This window comes from Macrococcus lamae (assembly GCF_004359545.1).
Taxonomy (GTDB): Bacteria; Bacillota; Bacilli; order Staphylococcales; family Staphylococcaceae; genus Macrococcus; species Macrococcus lamae.
Genome location: NZ_SCWB01000003.1, coordinates 83,745 through 106,992, shown reverse-complemented (window position 1 = coordinate 106,992; position 23,248 = coordinate 83,745). Strand labels below are relative to the sequence as shown.

The window sequence follows — 23,248 nt, the reverse complement described above, 5'->3', positions numbered from 1 at the left end:
GGCAGTGACGTTTAGATTACAAAAATATTACAACCGCAACTTAAAAAATCCTCTGTGTTATAGTTATAAACGAATCGTAACGAACGTTACATCTGTTAAACTATAGGAGGATTTTTTAATTATGAAGAAAACATTATTTACTGCAGCTGCAGTGACAGCTATCACAGGTATAGCAACAGTCCAAGCACAGGCAAGTGATTACGAAGTAAAATCCGGTGATACATTATGGGCTATCGCTAAAGAAAATGGCACTTCAGTCTCAGAATTAAAAGAACTTAACCAATTATCCGGCGACTTAATCAAAGCTGGCGATAAAATCAAAGTAGAATCTAAAGATTTCTACGTTGTTAAATCCGGTGATACTTTAAAAGCAATCGCCGAAAAATTTGAAGTCAGCACTGATGATCTTAAAAAATGGAATAACTTTTCATCTGAAGGTTTAACAGTTGGTAAGAAAATCATCGTTTCTGAAAAAGGTTTTAACGAAAACAGATCACAAGCAAAACCTGCTATCGCAGCAGCTGCTCCTGTCAAAGCACCAGTCGAAGCAGGAAGAACAACGGCAGTCAGACAAATTTCTCGCACGACATCTGCTGTACAGGAAGCTCCTGCAGCTGAAAATAATGTACAAACGGCAACAACATACAGAACAGAGCGAGCTGCTGCTCCAGCAAGCAGAACAGAAACTAGCACAGCGAATACGTATAATAGAGCTAATACACAGTCACAACCTACTTATACACAGTCACAACAAGCAGCACCAGCAACTACTCCAGTCAGTGGTAATGTATCAAGTGTCGCAAATGGCGTAGCAAGTGGTAAATCATATGTATATGGTGCTAATTCTGCATCAGCTGTAGACTGCTCAGCATTTGCGCAGCAAGTAATGGCTTCTATGGGTAAATCAATTCCACGTACAACGTACAGCCAGATGGCAGCAGGTACTCAAGTTTCTGCACCACAACCAGGAGACCTGGTATTCTTTAATGGCGGATCACACGTCGGTGTTTATGTTGGTAACGGACAGATGGTTGATGCACTTAATCCATCTGAAGGTATTAAACAGCGTCCAGTGAACTATGTGAGTGGTTCAGTTACAGGCTACTACAGATATTAGAACGTAAATATTCTATTAAAAGTAATGAAGACATCTAATTGAGATGTCTTCATTTTTTTTGACATTATTTAGCAGACAGTTTTCTTCTCTGTAACAGTTCGACAGTTTTAATGGATTGAGATAACACTTATATTACAAAACCATAACATTAGTTTACTCTTACTTTTGTTATGTTATGATTTTTTTGCAAAAGAAATTAAAGGAGAACAGAAGACATGAAAAAGATTATTCTGACTTTATTAACTTTAATCGTATTATTCACAATTGCAGATGAGCTGCATGTTTCACCCATAAAAGTATCCAATGAGGCGGAAGCCGCTGTTTATAGAAATCCAATCAAATATAAAGCTGCCAATTATTATTCATGGGGTTCTTGTGTGTATTATGCATTTAACCGTCGTGCACAAATGGGTCGTTATGTGTCTAATAGATGGGGAAATGCGAGAAACTGGGCAACAAATGCCGCACGTTCTGGTTATACAGTCAGAAGAAAACCGGTATATGGCTCTGTAATGGTCTCAAAATCAGGTTATTACGGTCACGTAGCTGTCGTAGAACGCGTTTATAAAAATGGAAATATATTAGTGTCTGAGATGAATTTTCCGAGACAGGGTGTTAAGACATACCGAACAGTATATCGCTCAAATGTATCTTCTTACCAATACATCTATTAGCAAAAAAACAGCAGCAGCTGACAATTGTCAGTTGCTGTAGTTTTTTGTTCATTAAGATAGTGCTAATTCTTTGTTCATTGTTATAATGTAACCATATTACATTTGGAGGATCTTCATGAAACGTTTCATAGTTGTGTTACTAAGCGCAGCACTTCTGCTGACAGCCGGCTACAGTGTGTGGCGCGTAATGACTTTTGACGACCAGTCAACTAGTGTCGCAGGTCATCCCCACTATCTAAATGGCAGGAATATCGATCAAATGAAAGTGGTAGACAAGACAGGTCAAAGTCAGGTACTGAGTAAATTACTTACGGGTGATATCAATATCATTAACTTCTGGGCATCGTGGTGTGAACCATGTAACAGAGAAATGCCGGAGCTGGTTAATTATTATCATCAGAAACCTAACCATATCCAGGTCATTGGGATGAACATCCAGGATGAACATAAGAACCGTGATGCTTTCATAAAAAAATATCATGCCGACTATCCGATGCTGACAGCAGATGCCACTGTACGAAAGCAATATAAAATCAATAATTTACCTACGACACTTTTTGTTGATAATAATGGAAAAGTGCTGAAAACATATTTAGGAGAAATGAATGAACAGAAATTAAATGCACTAATCCAGCAGATAGAGGAGGGGAACTAATGGGAGTCCATCAATATTTCAAAAGTTTGTCTGACCTGGAAAAACTCGTGCGTTGTCCAGGGAAATTTAAATATCAGGACCATAACGTAGCCAGTCATTCATTCAAAGTGACAAAAATTGCACAGTACCTCGGTACTGTTGAAGAATATAATGGCAATGAAATCAACTGGAAAAGACTTTATGAAAAAGCGTTAAATCACGATTATCCGGAAATTTTTACAGGAGACATTAAAACGCCGGTCAAATATGCTTCCAAAGAACTGAAGCAGCTTTTTAACGAAGTTGAAGAACAGATGATCAGTAAATTCATTGAAACAGAATTTCCAGCTGAGTATCAGGAGATTTACCGCGAGCGGCTGCAGGAAGGAAAGGATGATACACTTGAAGGTCAGATTTTGTCAGTCGCTGATAAGATCGATCTGCTGTATGAATCATTCGGTGAGATCCAAAAGCGTAATCCTGAGCCGCTGTTTTTTGAAATTTACGAGAAAAGCCTGAAGACCATTATACAGTTTGACCATCTCGTTTCTGTCCAGGATTTTTTAAATCATATTCTTCCTGAAATGCTGGAAGAGAAATTCATTCCAAGATCTGAACTTCGAGAAATCACCTACTCAATACTTGGTGAGGAGGATTTAGAGTGACATGGTATTTACTTGCTTTATTTCTTCCGGCACTGTTGGTTGTCATATTCAGTATGATTATCAGAAATAAATATACAGGTCTATTGTTAGCGACTATAGTAATCGGGGTATCCGTATATAAAGGCTTCTTTCATTCAGAGATGATTGTTTTTATAGACACCATTTCACTGATTATTGGTTATTTGGTTGTCGATCGCTTTCAACTTCATGAACAGTAAGAGTCTGGGACATTGAAATCAACAAATGTTTCCGGGCTCTTTTCTACGAACAAATGTTTGTACCTGGTTATTGAATTTTGTTAAAATAGATAAGAAAAGGGAGGGGTATGATGGAAAAGCATCCATTTAAGATACAGTCAGAATTCCAGCCTTCAGGAGATCAGCCTGAAGCTATAAATAAACTCGTTAAAGGTATCAAAGAAGGCAAGAGACATCAGACACTCCTTGGTGCGACAGGAACAGGTAAAACATTTACGATGAGTAATGTGATTCAGCAGGTAGGCAAACCGACATTGATCATTGCGCACAATAAGACGCTTGCGGGACAGTTATACAGTGAGTTCAAGGAATTCTTTCCGGACAATAGAGTGGAATATTTCGTGAGCTACTATGACTATTATCAGCCTGAAGCTTATGTCCCTTCAACCGATACATTTATTGAGAAAGATGCATCTATCAATGATGAAATAGATAAACTTCGGCACTCGGCGACCAGTGCATTGTTTGAACGCAATGATGTCATCGTCATTTCTTCGGTCAGTTGTATATACGGTCTTGGTAATCCGGAAGAATATAAGGACATGGTGGTCAGTATCCGCACTGGTATGGAACTAGAGCGCAATCAGCTGCTCAGAAAATTAGTCGATATTCAGTATACGAGAAATGACATAGACTTCCACCGCGGCACATTCAGGGTAAGAGGAGATGTTGTGGAAATTTTTCCGGCGTCACGTGATGAGCAGTGTATACGCATTGAGTTTTTTGGCGATGAAATTGAACGCATCCGTGAAATTAATTATTTGACAGGTGAAGTATTAAAGGAGCGCGAGCACTTTGCTATTTTCCCGGCGAGTCACTTCGTTACCCGCGAGGAAAAGATGAAACTTGCGATTGAAAGAATCGAACGTGAGCTTGAAGCACAGCTTAAAGTGTTCCGAGCAGAGAATAAGCTGCTTGAAGCACAGCGGCTTGAGCAGCGGACTAACTATGACCTGGAAATGATGCGCGAGATGGGGTTTTGTTCAGGTATCGAGAATTATTCTGTTCATTTAACGTTAAGACCGAAAGGGTCAACGCCTTATACGCTCCTTGACTACTTCGGAGACGACTGGCTGGTCATGATTGACGAGTCGCATGTGAGTCTACCGCAAGTAAGAGGTATGTATAACGGCGACCAAGCAAGAAAGAACGTCCTTGTAGATCATGGATTCAGACTGCCGAGTGCACTTGATAATCGACCACTGACGTTTGATGAATTCGACAAGAAGGCGAAACAATTTGTCTACGTTTCAGCCACACCTGGTCCATATGAAATTGAGCATACGGATGAAATGGTCGAGCAGATCATCAGGCCGACTGGTTTACTTGATCCGATGATCGAAGTCAGAAAATCTGAACATCAGATTGATGATCTTATGGAAGAGATTCAGCAGCGTGTTGATAAGAATGAGCGCGTACTGATTACGACGCTTACGAAGAAGATGAGTGAAGATTTAACGACTTACCTAAAAGAGGCTGGGGTTAAAGTCAACTATCTTCATTCAGAAATCAAGACGCTTGAACGGATTGAAATCATCCGCGACCTGCGAATGGGCGTTTATGACGTATTGATTGGCATCAATTTGTTAAGAGAAGGACTGGATATTCCTGAAGTATCACTGGTCGCCATCCTTGACGCTGATAAGGAAGGTTTTCTCCGTTCAGAACGTTCATTAATTCAGACAATCGGCCGTGCAGCGCGTAACGAACAAGGGAAAGTCATCATGTATGCTGATAAAGTGACAAGATCTATGGAAATTGCGATTTCAGAGACGCAGCGTCGTCGTGAAACTCAGGAAGCTTACAATATCAAGCACGGCATCACGCCAATGACCATCAACAAAAAAATTCGTGATGTGATCAGTGCGACTGTTGAAACTGAAGAAACAGACACACCGAAGAAGACGAAGAAGAAATTATCGAAAAAAGAACGCCAGCAGACTATTGAACGTGTTGAGCACGAAATGAAAGAAGCGGCTAAAGCACTTGATTTCGAGCGTGCGACTGAATTACGTGATATTTTGTTTGAACTTAAGGCTGAAGGGTGAGACCATGAAAAATAAAGAAATTGTTGTCAAAGGGGCGAGAGCTCACAACTTGAAAAATATCGATATTACTATTCCGAGGGATAAACTCGTCGTAATGACAGGTTTGTCAGGCTCCGGTAAATCGAGTCTTGCTTTTGATACTATCTATGCTGAAGGACAAAGACGCTATGTAGAATCGCTCAGCGCCTATGCCAGACAGTTTTTAGGTCAGATGGACAAGCCGGATGTGGATACCATTGAAGGTTTATCCCCGGCCATTTCCATCGATCAAAAAACAACGAGTAATAATCCAAGAAGTACGGTGGCGACAGTCACTGAAATCTATGACTACTTAAGGTTATTATATGCACGAATCGGCACACCATACTGTCCAATACATGATATCAAAATAGAATCACAGACGATTCAGCAGATGGTCGATCATGTCATGAGTATGGAAGAACGGACAAAAATCCAGGTGCTTGCACCTCTTGTGAGAGGCCGAAAAGGAACACATAAAAAATTGATTGAGGATATTTCTAAAAAAGGCTATGCACGTCTTAGAATTAATAATGAGATGTACGATATTGGAGACGATATTGATCTCCCGAAAACACATGCCCATGATATAGATGTCATCGTTGACCGTCTTGTAGTAAAACCAGGAATAGAAAGCAGACTGGCTGATTCAATCGAGAATGCGCTGCATCTTGCTGAAGGTAACGTGCTGATTGATGTAATCGGTGAGAAGGAAATCAAGTTTTCCGAGCATCATGCCTGCCCAGTCTGTGGTTTTTCCATCGATAAGCTGGAACCACGGATGTTTTCTTTCAACAGTCCGTTCGGCGCGTGCCCGGATTGTGACGGTTTAGGGACAAAACTGACAGTCGACATCAGCCTGGTTATCCCTGATGAGTCCAAAAGTCTGCAGGACGGTGCCTTAGTACCATGGCAGCCTATCAGTTCCGAATATTATCCTAATCTGCTGAAACAGACATGTAAACATTATAAAATTGATATGAAAAAACCTTTCAGTAAGCTGCCTGAAAAAGATCGCCATATCATTCTATATGGTGGTCCAGATAATATTTCTTATAAGTTTAAACAGGATAATGGTGTAACACGTACAAGAAGTATGAAATTTGAAGGAATCGTCAACAATATTGAGCGGCGTTTCAAAGAGACGCCTTCTGAATATACAAGAGAACAGATGCGCAAATATATGGTGGATGAAAAGTGTGAAACATGTGACGGCTATCGATTAAATAAAGAGGCAATGGCTGTGAAGATCAATCAGGAGCACATTGGTCAGACGGTACGCCGCTCAATCGGTGAATCAGTGAACCATTTTAAATCGCTTGAATTAACAGAGAAAGAACAGATGATTTCAAACTTAATTCTTAAGGAAATTACAGAACGATTATCCTTTTTAAATAATGTCGGTCTTGAATATCTAACTTTAAATCGTATGGCAGGAACATTATCCGGGGGAGAGGCACAGCGTATTCGTCTGGCCACTCAAATCGGTTCTAGATTGACAGGGGTCTTATATATTTTGGATGAGCCATCTATCGGACTTCATCAAAGAGACAATGACCGCCTGATATCAACGTTACAGTCTATGCGTGACATGGGTAATACATTGATTGTTGTTGAACACGATGAAGATACAATGCTTGCTGCTGATTATCTCATCGATATTGGTCCAGGGGCAGGAGTACATGGAGGTCAGATTGTTTCGCAGGGAACACCGAAGCAAGTCATGAAAGATAAGAAGTCACTGACAGGGCAGTATTTAAGCGGCAAGAAAAAAATTGAGCTGCCTGAGCAACGACGGACATCTGACGGACGCTATATTTCTGTAAGAGGTGCATCAAGCAATAATTTGAAAAATGTTGATGTGGACATTCCTCTTGGTATGATGACGGTAGTGACAGGAGTTTCCGGCTCGGGTAAAAGTACTCTAGTCAATGATGTTCTTTATAAAGGTCTTGCACAGAAGCTGTATAAGACGAAAGCGAAACCAGGTCCACATCGATCTATCGAAGGGGTCGAGCAGATTGAGAAGATTATCGACATCGATCAGTCGCCGATCGGCCGGACACCACGTTCAAATCCAGCGACGTACACTGGCGTATTTGATGATATTCGTGATGTTTTCAGTCAGACAAACGAGGCGAAGCTCCGAGGCTATCAGAAAGGTCGTTTCAGTTTCAATGTTAAAGGTGGAAGATGTGAGGCATGTCGCGGGGACGGTATCATTAAAATAGAGATGCACTTCCTGCCTGATGTGTATGTACCATGTGAAGTATGTGACGGAAAGCGTTATAACCGTGAAACTCTGGAAGTTACTTATAAAGATAAAAATATTTCAGATGTACTGGATATGACAGTAGAAGACGCCTATTATTTCTTTGAAAACATCCCTAAGATCAACCGTAAATTGAAAACAATTGTTGATGTTGGTCTAGGATACATTAAACTCGGCCAACCGGCGACTACATTGTCAGGTGGTGAAGCACAGCGTGTTAAGCTGGCATCTGAACTCCATAGACGATCCAACGGCAAATCGCTGTATATTCTGGATGAGCCGACGACAGGTCTCCATGTAGACGATGTAGCGAGATTGCTGAAAGTATTGCATCAACTTGTTGAGAATGGTGACACAGTTATTATCATCGAGCATAATCTGGATGTTATAAAGACAGCTGACTACATTATTGACCTAGGACCAGAAGGTGGTTCTGGTGGTGGACAGATTATTGCTGAAGGAACTCCTGAAGTTATTATGGAAACTAAAGAGTCATATACCGGAATGTATTTGAAACAGTTGGTTGAGCGAATGCATAAGCAGTTCAATTGAACTTGATTAAAAAGAGGTCGGAACTAAAGTAGTTCTTAAAGAAGAGCTGCTTAACCCGACCTCTTTCTTTGTCGATTTCTACTTTTTCATTTCATTGTAATTAAGCCGGAAGTTATTTAGAATGAAGATATCGAACGTACGGAGGGTTTCCATGATTACATGTAGCGATATTATAAAGAAATTCAAACTGAAATTACGAGCTGGTGAACAAGGTGTTGACCGAATGGTGATGAATGCAGACATTTCAAGACCTGGACTTGAAATGGCCGGTTACTTCTCGCATTATTCTTCTGATAGAATTCAAGTGCTTGGAACAACGGAAACTTCTTTCTTTGAAATGCTGAGCAAGGAAGATAAAGTAGATAGAATGAATAAACTTTGCCGTAAAGAAACACCGTGTATCATTATTACAAGAGGAATTGAACCGCCTGAAGAACTAATTGCTGCCTGTGATCGTAAAGGCACGCCGCTTCTCTCTTCTGATGATGCGACCACTAGTCTGATCAGTAAACTGACGTCCTACCTTGAGACTCAGCTTGCTCCTGAGACAAGCCTGCATGGTGTGCTTGTTGATGTTTACGGTATTGGTGTACTAATTACCGGGGATTCCGGCGTCGGTAAAAGTGAAACTGCTTTGGAACTAGTTAAGAGAGGACACCGACTCGTTGCGGATGATAACGTTGAAATTAAGGAAATCTCAAAAAATGTGTTAATGGGTAAACCGCCCCAGCTTATTGAACATCTGCTTGAGATCAGAGGGCTCGGTATTATTAACGTCATGACGTTATTTGGTGCAGGATCTATTCTTCAGGAGAAACGTGTCATGCTTAATATCAACCTTGAGACATGGAACAAAGACAAAATGTATGACCGCGTTGGACTGATTGAAGAAAAACTGACCATACTCGATTCACAGATAACAAAGAAGACGATTCCTGTCAGACCGGGGCGTAACCTCGCAGTCATTATTGAAGTCGCTGCTATGAACTACCGTTTGAACGCACTTGGTGTTAATACGGCTGAAGAATTCAACGATAGACTTAACGAACAAATTAAAAGTCAGTCATTAAAGGGGAATTAACATGTTACTATCCATTGATCCAATTGCATTTGAATTAGGACCATTATCCGTCAGATGGTATGGCATTATCATTGCTTCGGCCATATTGATCGGCTATTTAATTGCGCAGCGTGAATCAATCAAAAAAGGCTATAAAGAAGATACGTTAATCGATATTATCGTCTGGGCAGTCATTATCGCAATTATCTGTGCACGAATTTATTATGTTGCATTTGAATGGAGTTATTATAAGGAACATCTGGCTGAAATACCAATGATTATGAATGGTGGAATTGCTATCCATGGTGGATTAATCGGTGCCTTTGTTACTGGATTTATTCTCGCTAAGCGGAAAAATCTGTCGTTCTTCCAGCTTGCAGATATTGTAGCACCAAGTATCATTCTCGCTCAGGCAATCGGTCGATGGGGCAACTTCATGAACCAGGAAGCACACGGCGGTGAAGTAACGCGTACATTTTTAGAAAACTTAATGCTGCCTGACTGGATTATCAGACAGATGGATATAGACGGAATTTATTATCACCCGACGTTTCTCTATGAATCACTCTGGAATTTAACAGGTTTCATTATTCTGCTGCTTGTCAGAAAGCACTTAAGAATCGGACAGACTTTTCTATTGTACGGCATCTGGTATTCCATCGGTCGCTTCTTTGTCGAAGGATTGCGGACAGACAGTCTGATGCTGACAGAACATTTGAGAATTGCTCAGGTCATTTCAATTTTTATTATTGCTGTTGCGATCATCACCTGGATATACCGGACTTACCGATACAATCTGCCGAAGTACGGTGATGTCAATGTCCCGCTTAAAGGAAGCAACGATGAGACGTACAAATAAAGTAAATGTATCTGGACCTAATCCATTATGGCGGGTATACCGTACAGTTTCACTGCTGAAAGTTTCAATTAACACAGTTGTCATTGAATTGGGACGCTTCTGTCCATCTATGCGTTTGAAACGCAGACTTTATCAGATGATTGGAATGACGATTGGTCCGTACACTTCAATAGCATATAAAGTGACACCGGATATTATGTTCCCGGAAAAAATCTCAATAGGTAAAAATTGTGTCATCGGATTTAACGCTACGCTGCTCTGTCATGAATATTTAGTCCATGAATATCGGACGGGAGATATCCTTATCGGTGATGAGGTCATGGTTGGAGCGAATGCCATTGTACTGCCAGGCGTGACGATTGGTGATGGTGCTGTTATCGGTGCAGGCAGTGTCGTGTCAAAGGATGTTCCGGCTGGAGCGTTTGCCTGTGGTTGTCCACTTCAAATCAGAAGTGAGGTGAAGAAATGAATGAAAAAATAGTCAGCATGCCGAACGACGCTGAAAGCTACTATTCTCTCGCAAAGAAAAAGATGAGTCAGGCTGCTTATAATGATGCGATCACTTATCTCAAGAAGGCATTGAAGCTTAAACAGTCTGAGGATTATATCAAAGATCTTGCGATGTGTAATGCGGAGATAGGACAAGCAGATACAGGAGCCGGCTATATTTTTGAATGTATTGTGAGAGAAGAAGCATATGAAGATTACTTCTACTTGCTGAGCCAGCTCTATACTAAAGCCCGCGAACCGAATAAAGCATTTCTATTCGGACTGTATTATGTGCAGCTGACAGATGATCAGGCTTATATGGATGAATTAGTGACGACATTTGATGTTGTATATAACAATAAGACAGAAGTGGAAGCGGAAAGCGCGTTATTTGTCACACAGCAGATTTTCCAGTATTTATTTTCTTTAGGACGAATTAATGAATCAATCGACTGGATTAGCAATCAGCCGCTTTCTCTTCAATCGAGAAAAGAGATGCGTAATTTAAAGGCGATGGCTTATTTATTCATGAGCCGTTATCCTGAAGCAAAAGCACTGCTGGAGCAGTTGCTGGAAGAAAACGAGACAGATATTCATGCACTCTGTCACTATACATTACTGCTCTATAACACGCACCAGCACGTTGAATATCAGTATTACCTTCAACGTCTGAATAAACTTCATCCGATTAATGAGGATGAGTCATTTAAACTCGGGATAGTGCTCTGTTACTTGAAACAGTATGCAGCGTCTCAGGCCCTTCTTCTGCCTATTTATAAGAAAAAGATGCTGAAGAATGCGCAGTTGTATCATGCGCTCAGCTTCAACTATTATGCTCTTGGTGACTATAAAGCTTCTGAAGACATGTGGAAGTTGCTAGTGCAGCTTACTGGTAGTCACACACCGAGTCCGCATGAAATATTTAACGGTATGCGTTATATAGAAAATCAAGTCATACCACTGCTCAGAAGTGAGGACAGTCATAGAAGGATACTTGGAATCTTTCTGATTTCACAGTTAGATCATAAAGAGACAATGATCTCAAAAGAACTGTGGGATGAACTGGAATTAATGGGTGACTACGAGAAACTCTACTTATCCTATATTTTCCATCAGCTTGAACTTGTGAAACTTAACTTTATTCATAAAGGCCTCAAGGCGCTTTATCAACACGATAACAATCATGAGCTGCTGCTTGCATGGATCGATAACGCTGAAGCAGTAATCGCTGAAAACCTTCCGCTGAAATATAAGCCCTATATTGCTGCTACTTATTATATGTTTTCAAAAGGACAGGGAACATTCATTTCAATGGAAAAATGCGCAGTGCTTTTTCATACGACTAAATATCAGTTTACAAAGGCCTATGATTTCTTTAAGCAAAATAATTTTTAAATGAATGAAATTGGTATATGCTATATTCACGAACATACGTATAAGGAGGATATTATGACTGAAACTAAGAATTATGATGTAATTATTATCGGAGCAGGTCCTGCGGGGATGACTGCAGCTTTATATGCCGCACGTGCTAACCTTTCAGTAGTGATGGTAGAAAGAGGAATGCCGGGTGGACAGATGGCCAGTACTGCCGACGTGGAGAATTTCCCTGGGTTTGACTTGATCACTGGACCTGATTTATCTACTAAAATGTTCAACCATGCACAAAAATTCGGCGCAGAATATGCTTATGGAGATATTAAGAGTGTTCGTGTCGAAGGCGACGACAAAATTGTGTCTCTAGGTGATAAAGAACTGGTAGGTAAAGCCATCATTATTGCGACTGGAGCAGAATATAAGAAAATCGGTGTTCCTGGTGAAACAGAACTTGGCGGTCGCGGTGTTTCTTACTGTGCGGTATGTGACGGTGCGTTCTTTAAGCAGAAAAACTTAATCGTCATCGGCGGAGGAGATTCTGCTGTTGAAGAAGGCGTCTATTTGACTAAGTTTGCAGATAAAGTCACTATTGTTCACCGTCGTGATGAACTGCGCGCTCAGAAGATTCTTCAGGACCGGGCGTTTAAAAATGAAAAAGTAGATTTCATCTGGAATTCAACACTTAAAACGATCAATGAAAAAGACGGTAAAGTCGGCAGTGTAACATTGATCAATAAAGACGGTGAAGAATCTGTCGTTAATGCTGACGGCGTATTTATTTATATCGGCATGCAGCCGCTAACTGCTCCTTTTATTGATCTTGGTATAACAAATGCAGCAGGTTACATTGAAACAAACGACGAAATGGAAACGAAAATTCCAGGAATTTTCGCAGCAGGTGATGTGAGAAACAAATCGTTGCGACAAATTGTCACTGCGACGGGTGATGGCAGCCTGGCCGCTCAGAATGCTCAACATTACATCGAACATCTGAACGATAAAGTTAACAGCTAAATGCAGTAAATAGATGCGCCCTACTGGCGTATCTATTTTTATGATTTCGTGTAAAATAGAAGGTGAGGAGGGTTGTCCATTGAACGATATGATAATGAAAAAACTTGTAGTAGTTACTGGAATGAGTGGTGCCGGGAAATCTGTAGCGATACAGAGCCTGGAAGATCTCGGTTATTTCTGTGTAGACAATCTCCCCCCGATTCTGCTGCCTAAATTTATTGAATTGATGCATGACGGTAATCAGTCTTTATCTCGCGTTGCTATCGGTATTGATTTAAGGGGAAAGGAATTCTTTGATAATTTAAGAGAAGAACTTCAGAATATTATTAATTTAACTGATATAGCGGTACAAGTATTGTTCGTAGATGCTCAGGATAAAGTGCTTGTATCAAGATATAAAGAGACGAGAAGAACGCATCCGCTTGCTGATGGTGGGGCGCCTTTGGAAGCCATTCATAATGAAAGGGCGCTTCTCGCAGATCTGCGTGGTATAGCGACTTTTATTGTGGATACTACAGATATGAAGTCAAAAGAACTGAGATCCCATGTGATGGAGCTGTTTAATCAAGGGAAAGATAACATCTTCAGAATCAATGTGATGAGTTTCGGATTCAAGCACAGCATACCGATTGACGCAGATTTAGTATTTGATGTCAGGTTCCTGCCAAATCCGTATTATATCGAAACATTACGCCCGTTAACAGGACTTGATGAAACAGTATATGATTATGTGATGAAGTGGAAAGAAACCACAATATTTTATAATAAACTGATGGATTTGCTGAAATTCATTATTCCCGGTTATATGAGAGAAGGAAAATCGCAAGTAGTGATAGCAATAGGATGTACAGGTGGACAGCACCGTTCAGTTGCTCTCGCCGAAAGAATCAGCCACGATCTTAAGGAATTCTTTGAATTTGAAGTCAATACAAGTCATAGAGATGCAATGATTGAAGGAAGATTAAGTCATGAGGCAACTTAAGATTTGTCTGATAGGTGGAGGGACAGGGCTGTCAGTGCTAGCCCGCGGTTTAAAAGCCTATCCAGTAGATATTACTGCAATCGTTACCGTGGCGGATGATGGCGGTAGTACAGGGAGAATTAGAGACGTTATGGATATCCCTGCACCTGGAGATATTAGAAACGTTCTGGCTGCGTTAAGTGATGCAGAACCAATGCTTGAAAAGCTATTTCAATATCGATTTGATTCCAATACACTAGGTGGTCATCCAGTCGGCAATTTAATGTTGGCGGCAATGGCGGATGTAACTGGAGATTTTGGACATGCTGTTCGTGAACTGAGCAAGATACTAAATGTCAAAGGGACTGTGATTCCATCAACAAATAGAAGTCCGATACTTAATGCTATTATGGAAGATGGGGAAATTGTTGTTGGTGAGTCGTTGATTCCCCTCAAAAATAAACGAATAGATACCGTATTTCTGACACCTGCTAATATTAAACCAATGGGTGAGGCGGTCAATGCACTGATGGAAGCAGATTTGATTGTCCTCGGTCCGGGAAGTCTCTATACAAGTATCATTCCGAATCTACTGCTTGATGAACTGGCACAGGCTGTGCTGGACAGTGAAGCAAAGAAACTGTATGTTGCTAATATCATGACTCAGCCTGGTGAATCGACCGGTTATTCAGTAGCAGATCATATCGAGGCGATTCATAAGCATGTGGGTGGACCGTTCATTCAGTTCGTCATAGCCAATCACAAGACGCTGAATAAGAAGATTTCTTCAAACTATGCAAGAAGAAATTCGACATTTGTCAGCTGTGATACATTGAGAGTAAAATCAATGGGGATTGAAATGATAACGAATGATCAATTAGTGCATGTTAATAAAGATTATATGGTCAGACATAATAATGAAGTACTGGCAGATATGATTTATGAACTTGCTTTATCTGAGATAAGCACGATTCAGGTCACTCAGAGAGAGGAAGAATAACAGTGTCATTTGCATCTGAAATGAAAAATGAACTTACGCGAATTGAAGCAGACGACTGCTGTAACAAAGCAGAACTTGCTGCTTTAATTCGGATGAATGGTAATTTAAGCGTATCAAACCGGGAATGGGTCATCAATGTCCAGTCGGAAAATGCCGCTATCGCAAGACACGTATTCTCGCTCATAAAAAAGATTTTTGGTGTGGAAATCGAGCTGCTGGTCAGAAAGAAAATGAAACTTAAAAAGAACAATGTCTATATATGCCGCATTAAGACAAAAGCAAAAGATATATTATCAGAACTTGGTATACTCATTGATGGCAGTTTTCTCCATACTATTGATGAACGTCTAGTTAATAATGATTGCTGTAAAAGAAGCTATTTAAGAGGGGCTTTCCTGGCAGGAGGTTCAGTCAATAATCCGGAGACATCATCCTATCATCTGGAAATATTTTCTCTTTATGAAGAGCATTCAAGAGACTTGACTAAATTGATGAATATTTATGGTCTGAATGCTAAAACATTGGAACGAAAAAAAGGCTATATCAGCTATATGAAAGAAGCGGAGCGCATTTCAGATTTTCTGAGTCTGATCGGTGGATACCAGGCACTGCTGAAGTTTGAAGATGTGCGGATTGTCAGGGATATGAGGAATTCCGTGAACAGACTGGTTAACTGTGAGACAGCCAATTTGAACAAGACAATCGGTGCAGCGATGCGGCAAGTGGAGAACATTGAATTGATTGACCAGGAAATAGGGATTGATGAGCTGCCGGTGCGTCTTCGCGAAATAGCAAGACTTCGTGTACTGCACCAGGATATTTCTCTGAAAGAACTAGGAGAGATGGTTTCGACCGGTATTATTTCTAAATCGGGAGTGAATCATCGATTAAGGAAACTGGATGAAATAGCAGATAAACTGAGAAATGGTGAACATATCGAGTTCAAGAAGTAAGAAATGACAATCAAATATTAAGAAAGAAACACCTTGGCAGCGTTCTGTAACGTCCAAGGTGTTTCTAATTTTAATTGCGTTAGGCCATTAATGCTCGTTTTTAAAAGCTTCGAATGACTTAAAAGTTTCTTTCGGTATTTCAAGACTGTCCGGCGTTCTGTGGTTTACTGCATGAATCGCAGTATGCATCAATAGTTCACGGTTATAGTCAAATTGCCGTTGACCGAACTGATTGGCGTATTGTTTGTAAGCAGCATAATCCACGTCTTTTTTATCAAGACTGTTTAAATATTTTTTATCGTCTTCATGCATTTTAAACTGAGGATATATATTTTTGCCCCGTCCTTCTTTCTCTATTAAGATGTATTTCGGATCAGCAGTGATAAACGTACCATCGTCAAGCATGTACATCGTCATATCTTTAAGTTCAGCTTTCAGGATAGCGTGAAAACTGTGTCCTTCGCCGGCAGGCTTTGTCGGTATACCGTGACCGGTGTCCTCTGTATAGATAATCGTCTCATTATCTTTAACTTTGATAGTCTGGTCAATTGTTTCAGTCTTCAACTTTGTCAATGGGTAAGTCTTCTTCTGACCGACTGGAAGCTCTTCCCCGTCACGCTGTTCATGACTGTTCACATGCGTGTCAGTCGGCTTTTCAGTAGTTGATGAAGTTTGTTGACAACCCGCAAGTAGAGTAATTAATAATATGTATATAAAATATTTCATATGCAAACTCCTTTAGAAAAATAGATAAGACTGAGACATTTGTCCCAGCCTTGTATGTTAATACAGCTGCTGCATTATTTTAAGAACTTGAAGATGCGTTTTGCGTTATCTGTATTGTCCATATTGCCTCTCCATAAGTCGCTTCCTGGACCATAACCATAGACATTAACATCTTCACCTGTATGACCGCCTGTTGTCCAGCCAGTGAAACTTCTTGTATCAACCGGGCGTTCGATAGCATCTTCGATTGCTGCTGCCTTTTTAGAGGTAACAGCATCTTTAATTGCTTTTACTTCGTCAGCTGTTAATTCAAAGCCGATGTTGTCCTTGATGATTTTATCGATGTCAGCGCCATCTTTCATCATTTGAGCACGTAAGTATTCTGGTGTATGTTTCATTTGTTTGATTGGCTCAACTAAGAAGTTGTATTCTCCTCGCGCACCCATTGATAATCCACCTGTAGAGTGGTCAGCAGTAGCGATGACTAAAGTGTTACAATCAGTTTTAGCAAATTTGATAGCTTCCTGGAATGCAAGATCAAAGTCTCTCATTTCGCTCATTGCACCAGTGACGTCATTTGCATGACCAGCCCAGTCGATTTGTGAACCTTCTACCATTAAGAAGAAACCGTCTTTATCTTTGCTTAACTTTTTAATTGCTGTAGAAGTCATCTGCTTTAATGATGGCATATTTGCATCGCGGTCAATCATCTTAGGCATGCCGCCTGGTGAGAACAGTCCGAGAATCTGCTTATCTTTTGAGTTTGAAGCAGCTTTTAATAGCCCTTTTTTGTTGTTGACATATTTGTAGCCATCATTTTTGAATTCCTTGATCAAGTTGCGGTCATCACGTTTGAAGTAATCTTTACCACCGCCGAGGATGATATCGACTTTATGCTGACCTTTGATCATCTCATCGAAGTAGTCATCAGCGATAGCAGGCATATTTTTACGAGACTCATCATGTGCACCGTAAGCTGCTGGAGTCGCATGAGTTACTTCAGAAGTAGCAACTAAGCCAGTTGACTTATCTACTGTTTTAGCTTGCTCAAGGACAGTTTTTACTGGAGTTTTGTCGTTATCTACAGCGATAGCATTGTTGTAAGTCTTAACACCAGCACTCATAGCTGTTGCAGCAGATGCAGAATCCGTGATGTTCTGATGGTCATCTTCAGCGATAGTGCGCTGACCACCTAGTAAATAGCTGTCAAAAGATACTTTGTCTAACTCTTTAGTTTGTGGTTTATCCTGCATATATCGGTAAGCAGAATTGAAAGATGGGCCCATGCCGTCACCAATCATGAAGATAAAGTTCTTAGGTTTAGAAGAAGCTTTACATGTTGCTGCAGCTTCAGCAGTCTTCGTTTGAAGCGGGGACGCAGTCGGTAAAGAAGATAAGAACAGCCCAGCAATGACAGATGAAGCAATGACTTTGTTAAAAGTTTTCACGGAAAAATTCCTCCTAAGTTTTATAAGTACATCATTAATCTAACAAGAGTTTGTAAATTAAGGTCATTAAATATGTAAAGCTTATGTAAATCTTCACAAAAAAAACTGACAGCATTTAGCTGTCAGCAAGTCAAAAATACTATTTATCTGTTTCTGTTGGATGCATGACATCATCAATCAAACCGTATTCTTTAGCTTCTTCAGCACTTAAGAAATTATCACGGTCCGTATCTTTTTCGATTTTTTCAATCGGTTGACCAGTACGTTCTGATAAAATACGATTTAATTTTTCACGAGTTTTTAAAATATGACGCGCAGCGATTTCAATTTCAGTCGCCTGACCTTGAGCACCGCCAAGTGGTTGGTGGATCATGACTTCAGCATTCGGTAGGGCGAATCTTTTACCCTTAGCGCCCGCTGCAAGCAAGAATGAACCCATAGAAGCAGCCATGCCGATACAAATTGTCTGTACATCAGGTTTGATATGCTGCATTGTATCATAAATCGCCATACCAGCAGTCACGCTGCCGCCTGGTGAGTTGATGTATAAATAGATATCTTTCTCTGCATCCTGAGCCTGTAGGAATAAGAGCTGAGATACGATAGAGTTTGCAACGTTATCGTCAATTTGAGAACCGAGCATGATAATACGGTCTTTTAACAGACGAGAGTAAATATCATAAGCACGCTCTCCGCGATTTGTAGTTTCAATTACTGTAGGGATTAAATTCATTAGTAAATCCTCCTTGATATAGGTTTAAATATAATATACTATGGATGGTCAAAAATAGTCAAAAGATTAAACTCATGTATTTGAAAATAGCTTTAGACGAGTTTAATTCTTAAAAACAGTAATATTGTATTATTTCATATTTATCTTTTTCAGTTCTATCGGTATAATAGAATTTACCGTGCCCTCGTGGTGTAATGGATAACACATAAGATTCCGGTTCTTAAGATGGGGGTTCGATCCCCTCCGAGGGCGTTATCAAATCTGCTGCTAATTGAAGCAGCTTTTTTTTATTTATTCTTTTATTGGGTATAGTGAACTAAAGATGAGGAGATGGTCATTATGCTGAATGTCAGACGGCTGGAATTTGTTATATTATATGAGTTAAGAAAAGGGACAGTACTTGCTGAGTTCTTTGGCTGGATTGAACTGGAAACATTAGAAGATACATTGAAAGCATTAAAAGAACAGGATTTTATCTCCGGAGAAATAATAGAGGAAGATGTAGTGGTGCTAAAAGACATTGAAATTACTGAAGCGGGTCGATTAAAACTTGAAACGATGCTGAATGACGATCAATATGAAGCAGGGTATGTTGAACATTATAGTAATCAGAAATTAAAGGACTGGGTTTATGAGCAGGATTAACGATAACAAACATGAACTGGAACTCGTCATGTATACGCAGCCGAACTGCGGATTATGTGATGAGGCAAAAATACAGCTGGAATTTGCGCGGGAAGAGATTCCTTTCAGCTATCAGGAAGTAGATATCACTAAAGATGACCAGCTGCTTGAACTATGGCAGATTAGAGTACCTGTACTTACTTATAACGACGCTATTATTCAAGAAGGCATTATTGATTTTGTAACAGTTATTGAGGAATTATCAAAATTTGATTGATTAACAATGTTATTCCTTGCATAAATGTAGTGCTCTTGTTATGATGAATTTGTAACGAGAGTACTTTTTTGTCCCATGTGGGTCGTTTTGTGTCACAGTTGGGTCACTCTTGTTTGCGAGGAGGATGTCAATGGATAACATTCTTGCAGTACAGCAACGACTGATTCCTGATTTAATCGAAAAGATGTACCGCAGATTCAATATTCTTTCCACTATATATCAACTTCAGCCGATTGGCAGGCGTACGTTAAGTGAACAGCTTAACTTGACTGAACGTGTGCTTCGGACTGAAGTTAATATATTGAAAGATGAACACTTGATTGAGATTCATACAAAAGGTATGACGGTGACATCAGATGGTGAGGAAGTACTTCATCAGCTCACTCATTACTTGAAGCGTTATGGCAATCTAACCGCTGTTGGTCGCCAGCTCAGCGAACTATATCATCTTAAGAAAGTAATTGTTGTGAAAGGCGATTCAGACGAAGATGAGTCAGCTGCTGACCAGATGGGGAGTGAAGCGAGCCATTGTCTGCAGGATATGTTGATTCCAGGAATGACAGTTACTGTCACTGGGGGCTCAACGATGGCAAGCGTTGCAAAACACCTTACTCCAGTTCCTTTTGATGTATTATTCACGCCGGCCCGCGGAGGTCTCGGCGAGCACATGCACCAGCAGGCCAATAGTATTGTTGCGAGTATGGCAGCTAAAACTGAAGGAACTTATGAAGTACTATATGTTCCTGATTTCGTCAGTGAAGCAACTTATCTCAGCTTACTTGAAGAGCCGGCCGTCAAACGGGTGCTGGATCAAGTTAAATCAGCAGCAGTCGTTATACATGGTATTGGTGATGCGATGACGATGGCTGGCCGTCGTACAACTTCAGCAGACGTAGAAAAACAACTTATTGATGAACAGGCTGCTGGCGAGGCATTTGGTTATTATTTCGATAAATCGGGTAATATTATTCATAAGGTGCGAACGATCGGACTTCAACTTGAAGATTTGTCGGCAAAGCAGCATATTGTTGCTGTAGCCGGTGGAAAGAGTAAGAGAGAAGCGATTGAAGCTTATTTAAACATCGCACCTGAGCAAACTATCCTTATAACAGACGAAGCAGTAGCAGATTATTTATTAAAGGTTAAAACCTTTTAAAATATTATAATGAAATAAAGGAGGCCATTATTCATGGCAGTTAAAGTAGCAATTAACGGATTCGGACGTATCGGACGTTTAGCATTTAGAAGATTACAAGAGGTTGAAGGAATTGAAGTGGTAGCAGTCAATGATTTAACAGATGATAAAATGTTAGCACACTTACTTAAATATGATACGACTCAAGGCCGTTTTAAAGAAGAAGTACGCGTTGTTGAAAATGGTTTCCTAGTTAATGGGCGGGAAATCAAATCTTTCTCTAACCCAAAACCTGAAGAATTACCATGGGGCGATCTTGATATTGATGTAGTACTTGAATGTACTGGTTTCTTCACTGATAAAGAAAAAGCACAGGCTCATATTAAAGCAGGTGCTAAAAAAGTATTAATCTCTGCTCCAGCAACAGGCGACCTGAAAACAGTAGTTTACAATGTTAACCACGATGTTCTTGACGGTTCAGAAGAAATCGTATCTGGAGCTTCATGTACTACAAACTGTTTGGCTCCAATGGCGAAAACATTACAGGATAAATTCGGCATCATTGAAGGATTAATGATGACAGTTCACGCATTTACCGGCGACCAGAACACATTGGATGCACCTCATCCTAAAGGTGACTTCCGTCGTGCACGTGCAGCAGCTAACAACATTGTTCCTAACTCTACAGGTGCTGCAAAAGCCATCGGACTTGTTATCCCTGAATTAAAAGGTAAATTAGATGGTTCAGCTCAACGTGTTCCTGTGCCAACAGGCTCTATTACAGAGTTGACGACTATCCTTGAAAAAGAAGTGACTGTTGAAGAAATCAACCAGGCAATGAAAGAAGCAACTAATGAATCATTCGGTTATACTGAGGATGAAATTGTTTCTTCAGACGTTATCGGAATCACTTATGGATCATTATTTGATGCAACTCAGACTCGTGTCATGACAGTCGGCGAACATCAAATGGTTAAAACAGTAGCTTGGTATGACAATGAAATGAGCTACACTGCGCAACTCGTACGTACATTAGAATACTTAGCAAAGCAAGCTCAAGCTAAATAATATTTGCTTAATCTGAGTAAGCGGGAGAAGTTACGCTTCTCCCGCTTTTTTATGATAATCTACTATCAAAACTGGAGGCATTTAACATGGCTAAGAAGATTGTTTCGGATTTACAGCTTAAGGACAAGAAAGTACTCGTACGGGCAGATTTCAATGTACCAATGAAAGATGGAGAAATCACTAACGATAATCGTATAGTTGAAGCAGTACCGACCATTAAATATATCGTTGAACAAGGTGGCATCCCGGTCATCTTCTCTCATTTAGGAAAAGTGAAGACAGAAGAAGATAAAAAGAACTTATCTCTTTTGCCTGTTGCGAGACGCCTTTCTGAACTGTTAGGCACAGAAGTCGGTTTTGCTACAGAAACTCGCGGTGAAAATCTTGAGGCATCTGTTAAAGGTTTAAAGCCGGGTGATGTTTTCTTAGTTGAGAACACGCGTTTTGAGGACGTTGATGGTAAGAAGGAAAGCGGAAATGATCCTGAACTCGGTAAATACTGGGCGTCTCTCGGCGACGTATTTGTCAATGATGCATTTGGCACGGCTCACCGTGCTCATGCGTCCAATGTCGGTATTGCATCTCATCTGGAAACAGCAGCGGGCTTTCTGATGGAGAAAGAAATCAAGTTCATCGGTGGTGTCGTTGAGAACCCTGAACGACCTTTTGTAGCAATACTGGGCGGAGCTAAAGTCTCTGATAAAATCGGCGTTATTGAAAACTTGCTGACTGTTGCTGATAAAGTGCTGATTGGCGGCGGTATGGCATATACTTTCCTGAAAGCTCAAGGAAAAGAAATCGGAAAATCTTTATTAGAAGAAGATAAGATCGACTTAGCTAAAGATTTGCTTAAACGCGGTGAAGGCAAAATTATTTTGCCGGTGGACGGAAAAGTAACAAAAGAATTCTCAAATGATAGTGAAATCACAGAAGTATCAGTTGACGCCATTCCTGCTGACCAGGAATCACTTGATATTGGTCCTAAAACAGTCGAACTGTTCAAAAAAGAACTCGTCGGTGCGAAGACTGTTGTCTGGAACGGACCGATGGGCGTATTTGAAATGAGCAATTTCGCACAAGGTACAATCGGCGTTTGTGAAGCGATAGCAGCGCTTGAAGATGCAACAACAATCATCGGCGGCGGCGATTCTGCTGCAGCAGCAATGGAACTCGGCTTTGCTGATAAATTCACACATATCTCAACAGGTGGCGGTGCATCACTTGAATATCTGGAAGGCAAAGAATTACCAGGTATTAAAGCAATTTCTGATAAATAAATAAGGAGTG

23 protein-coding genes and 1 tRNA gene are annotated in these 23,248 nt (G+C 40.4%); 21 read left to right on the top strand and 3 right to left on the bottom strand.

Features of this window, described 5'->3' with window-relative positions; genetic code table 11:
• The first annotated feature begins 121 nt into the window (after positions 1–121).
• From ERX29_RS03055 to whiA, 15 genes are all read left to right on the top strand, one after another.
• Entirely contained in the window at positions 122–1,117 is a 996-nt protein-coding gene (locus ERX29_RS03055; RefSeq protein ID WP_133443213.1) for a LysM peptidoglycan-binding domain-containing protein, read from the top strand.
• A gap of 215 nt (positions 1,118–1,332) precedes the next feature.
• On the top strand, positions 1,333–1,791 hold the full coding sequence (locus ERX29_RS03050) for a CHAP domain-containing protein (RefSeq protein WP_133443212.1): 459 nt from the start codon (positions 1,333–1,335) through the stop codon (positions 1,789–1,791).
• A 115-nt stretch (positions 1,792–1,906) separates the two neighbouring features.
• Positions 1,907–2,446, top strand: a complete 540-nt coding sequence (locus ERX29_RS03045) for a TlpA family protein disulfide reductase (protein ID WP_133443211.1) — start codon at positions 1,907–1,909, stop codon at positions 2,444–2,446.
• Positions 2,446–3,090, top strand: coding sequence for an HD domain-containing protein (locus tag ERX29_RS03040; RefSeq protein ID WP_133443210.1), 645 nt, complete (start codon positions 2,446–2,448; stop codon positions 3,088–3,090). Before ERX29_RS03045 ends, ERX29_RS03040 begins: the two co-directional genes overlap by 1 nt.
• On the top strand, positions 3,087–3,308 hold the full coding sequence (locus ERX29_RS03035; protein WP_133443209.1) for a DUF2198 family protein: 222 nt from the start codon (positions 3,087–3,089) through the stop codon (positions 3,306–3,308). The genes ERX29_RS03040 and ERX29_RS03035 overlap by 4 nt, the downstream gene beginning before the upstream one ends.
• A 107-nt stretch (positions 3,309–3,415) precedes the next feature.
• Complete coding sequence (gene uvrB, locus ERX29_RS03030; RefSeq protein WP_133443208.1) at positions 3,416–5,395, top strand: excinuclease ABC subunit UvrB; 1,980 nt, start codon at positions 3,416–3,418, stop codon at positions 5,393–5,395.
• A gap of 4 nt (positions 5,396–5,399) precedes the next feature.
• A complete protein-coding gene (gene uvrA, locus ERX29_RS03025) occupies positions 5,400–8,237 on the top strand; it encodes an excinuclease ABC subunit UvrA (RefSeq protein WP_133443207.1) in 2,838 nt (945 codons plus the stop codon).
• A 151-nt stretch (positions 8,238–8,388) separates the two neighbouring features.
• Positions 8,389–9,318, top strand: coding sequence for an HPr(Ser) kinase/phosphatase (hprK, locus tag ERX29_RS03020; protein ID WP_133443206.1), 930 nt, complete (start codon positions 8,389–8,391; stop codon positions 9,316–9,318).
• A 1-nt stretch (position 9,319) separates the two neighbouring features.
• Entirely contained in the window at positions 9,320–10,156 is an 837-nt protein-coding gene (lgt, locus tag ERX29_RS03015; RefSeq protein ID WP_133443205.1) for a prolipoprotein diacylglyceryl transferase, read from the top strand.
• Positions 10,140–10,625 carry an acyltransferase gene (locus ERX29_RS03010; RefSeq protein ID WP_133443248.1) on the top strand — a complete coding sequence of 162 codons (486 nt, stop codon included), beginning with the start codon at positions 10,140–10,142 and terminating at the stop codon, positions 10,623–10,625. Before lgt ends, ERX29_RS03010 begins: the two co-directional genes overlap by 17 nt.
• Positions 10,622–12,040, top strand: a complete 1,419-nt coding sequence (locus ERX29_RS03005; RefSeq protein ID WP_133443204.1) for a hypothetical protein — start codon at positions 10,622–10,624, stop codon at positions 12,038–12,040. The genes ERX29_RS03010 and ERX29_RS03005 overlap by 4 nt, the downstream gene beginning before the upstream one ends.
• Before the next feature lie 54 nt (positions 12,041–12,094).
• Positions 12,095–13,036 carry a thioredoxin-disulfide reductase gene (trxB, locus tag ERX29_RS03000; protein ID WP_133443203.1) on the top strand — a complete coding sequence of 314 codons (942 nt, stop codon included), beginning with the start codon at positions 12,095–12,097 and terminating at the stop codon, positions 13,034–13,036.
• An 88-nt stretch (positions 13,037–13,124) separates the two neighbouring features.
• Positions 13,125–14,018, top strand: a complete 894-nt coding sequence (gene rapZ / locus ERX29_RS02995) for an RNase adapter RapZ (RefSeq protein ID WP_243719959.1) — start codon at positions 13,125–13,127, stop codon at positions 14,016–14,018.
• Positions 14,005–14,997 carry a gluconeogenesis factor YvcK family protein gene (locus ERX29_RS02990; RefSeq protein WP_133443201.1) on the top strand — a complete coding sequence of 331 codons (993 nt, stop codon included), beginning with the start codon at positions 14,005–14,007 and terminating at the stop codon, positions 14,995–14,997. Before rapZ ends, ERX29_RS02990 begins: the two co-directional genes overlap by 14 nt.
• Before the next feature lie 2 nt (positions 14,998–14,999).
• Positions 15,000–15,950: a DNA-binding protein WhiA gene (gene whiA, locus ERX29_RS02985; protein ID WP_133443200.1), complete on the top strand. Its 951-nt coding sequence runs from the start codon at positions 15,000–15,002 to the stop codon at positions 15,948–15,950.
• 87 nt (positions 15,951–16,037) lie between these two features.
• Here whiA and ERX29_RS02980 read toward each other — a convergent pair whose 3' ends face one another.
• The 3 genes from ERX29_RS02980 to clpP form a co-directional block, all read right to left on the bottom strand.
• Complete coding sequence (locus tag ERX29_RS02980; RefSeq protein ID WP_133443199.1) at positions 16,038–16,676, bottom strand: hypothetical protein; 639 nt, start codon at positions 16,674–16,676, stop codon at positions 16,038–16,040.
• A 74-nt stretch (positions 16,677–16,750) separates the two neighbouring features.
• Positions 16,751–18,124: an alkaline phosphatase gene (locus ERX29_RS02975; protein ID WP_133443198.1), complete on the bottom strand. Its 1,374-nt coding sequence runs from the start codon at positions 18,122–18,124 to the stop codon at positions 16,751–16,753.
• Positions 18,125–18,263: 139 nt separating this feature from the next.
• Complete coding sequence (gene clpP, locus ERX29_RS02970) at positions 18,264–18,857, bottom strand: ATP-dependent Clp endopeptidase proteolytic subunit ClpP (RefSeq protein WP_133443197.1); 594 nt, start codon at positions 18,855–18,857, stop codon at positions 18,264–18,266.
• A 180-nt stretch (positions 18,858–19,037) separates the two neighbouring features.
• On the opposite strand from clpP, the gene ERX29_RS02965 reads away from it, so the two are divergent.
• The 6 genes from ERX29_RS02965 (at position 19,038) to ERX29_RS02940 (ending at position 23,238) form a co-directional block, all read left to right on the top strand.
• Positions 19,038–19,109, top strand: a tRNA-Arg gene (locus ERX29_RS02965).
• A gap of 87 nt (positions 19,110–19,196) precedes the next feature.
• Positions 19,197–19,502, top strand: coding sequence for a hypothetical protein (locus ERX29_RS02960; protein WP_133443196.1), 306 nt, complete (start codon positions 19,197–19,199; stop codon positions 19,500–19,502).
• Positions 19,489–19,758 carry a glutaredoxin family protein gene (locus tag ERX29_RS02955; protein WP_133443195.1) on the top strand — a complete coding sequence of 90 codons (270 nt, stop codon included), beginning with the start codon at positions 19,489–19,491 and terminating at the stop codon, positions 19,756–19,758. The genes ERX29_RS02960 and ERX29_RS02955 overlap by 14 nt, the downstream gene beginning before the upstream one ends.
• A gap of 130 nt (positions 19,759–19,888) precedes the next feature.
• On the top strand, positions 19,889–20,914 hold the full coding sequence (locus ERX29_RS02950; protein ID WP_133443194.1) for a sugar-binding transcriptional regulator: 1,026 nt from the start codon (positions 19,889–19,891) through the stop codon (positions 20,912–20,914).
• 33 nt (positions 20,915–20,947) lie between these two features.
• Positions 20,948–21,961, top strand: a complete 1,014-nt coding sequence (gap, locus tag ERX29_RS02945; RefSeq protein ID WP_133443193.1) for a type I glyceraldehyde-3-phosphate dehydrogenase — start codon at positions 20,948–20,950, stop codon at positions 21,959–21,961.
• Between the two features lie 86 nt (positions 21,962–22,047).
• A complete protein-coding gene (locus tag ERX29_RS02940) occupies positions 22,048–23,238 on the top strand; it encodes a phosphoglycerate kinase (protein ID WP_133443192.1) in 1,191 nt (396 codons plus the stop codon).
• Positions 23,239–23,248 lie beyond the last annotated feature (10 nt).

Excerpts from the sequence above, each read along its gene's own strand:
- ERX29_RS03055 (WP_133443213.1), top strand. The coding sequence starts at position 122 with ATGAAGAAAACATTATTTACTGCAGCTGCAGTGACAGCTATCACAGGT.
- ERX29_RS03050 (WP_133443212.1), top strand. The coding sequence starts at position 1,333 with ATGAAAAAGATTATTCTGACTTTATTAACTTTAATCGTATTATTCACA.
- ERX29_RS03045 (WP_133443211.1), top strand. The coding sequence starts at position 1,907 with ATGAAACGTTTCATAGTTGTGTTACTAAGCGCAGCACTTCTGCTGACA.
- ERX29_RS03040 (WP_133443210.1), top strand. The coding sequence starts at position 2,446 with ATGGGAGTCCATCAATATTTCAAAAGTTTGTCTGACCTGGAAAAACTC.
- uvrB (WP_133443208.1), top strand. The coding sequence starts at position 3,416 with ATGATGGAAAAGCATCCATTTAAGATACAGTCAGAATTCCAGCCTTCA.
- uvrA (WP_133443207.1), top strand. The coding sequence starts at position 5,400 with ATGAAAAATAAAGAAATTGTTGTCAAAGGGGCGAGAGCTCACAACTTG.
- hprK (WP_133443206.1), top strand. The coding sequence starts at position 8,389 with ATGATTACATGTAGCGATATTATAAAGAAATTCAAACTGAAATTACGA.
- lgt (WP_133443205.1), top strand. The coding sequence starts at position 9,320 with ATGTTACTATCCATTGATCCAATTGCATTTGAATTAGGACCATTATCC.
- ERX29_RS03010 (WP_133443248.1), top strand. The coding sequence starts at position 10,140 with ATGAGACGTACAAATAAAGTAAATGTATCTGGACCTAATCCATTATGG.
- ERX29_RS03005 (WP_133443204.1), top strand. The coding sequence starts at position 10,622 with ATGAATGAAAAAATAGTCAGCATGCCGAACGACGCTGAAAGCTACTAT.
- trxB (WP_133443203.1), top strand. The coding sequence starts at position 12,095 with ATGACTGAAACTAAGAATTATGATGTAATTATTATCGGAGCAGGTCCT.
- rapZ (WP_243719959.1), top strand. The coding sequence starts at position 13,125 with ATGATAATGAAAAAACTTGTAGTAGTTACTGGAATGAGTGGTGCCGGG.
- ERX29_RS02990 (WP_133443201.1), top strand. The coding sequence starts at position 14,005 with ATGAGGCAACTTAAGATTTGTCTGATAGGTGGAGGGACAGGGCTGTCA.
- ERX29_RS02980 (WP_133443199.1), bottom strand. The coding sequence starts at position 16,676 with ATGAAATATTTTATATACATATTATTAATTACTCTACTTGCGGGTTGT.
- clpP (WP_133443197.1), bottom strand. The coding sequence starts at position 18,857 with ATGAATTTAATCCCTACAGTAATTGAAACTACAAATCGCGGAGAGCGT.
- ERX29_RS02960 (WP_133443196.1), top strand. The coding sequence starts at position 19,197 with ATGCTGAATGTCAGACGGCTGGAATTTGTTATATTATATGAGTTAAGA.
- ERX29_RS02955 (WP_133443195.1), top strand. The coding sequence starts at position 19,489 with ATGAGCAGGATTAACGATAACAAACATGAACTGGAACTCGTCATGTAT.
- ERX29_RS02950 (WP_133443194.1), top strand. The coding sequence starts at position 19,889 with ATGGATAACATTCTTGCAGTACAGCAACGACTGATTCCTGATTTAATC.
- gap (WP_133443193.1), top strand. The coding sequence starts at position 20,948 with ATGGCAGTTAAAGTAGCAATTAACGGATTCGGACGTATCGGACGTTTA.
- ERX29_RS02940 (WP_133443192.1), top strand. The coding sequence starts at position 22,048 with ATGGCTAAGAAGATTGTTTCGGATTTACAGCTTAAGGACAAGAAAGTA.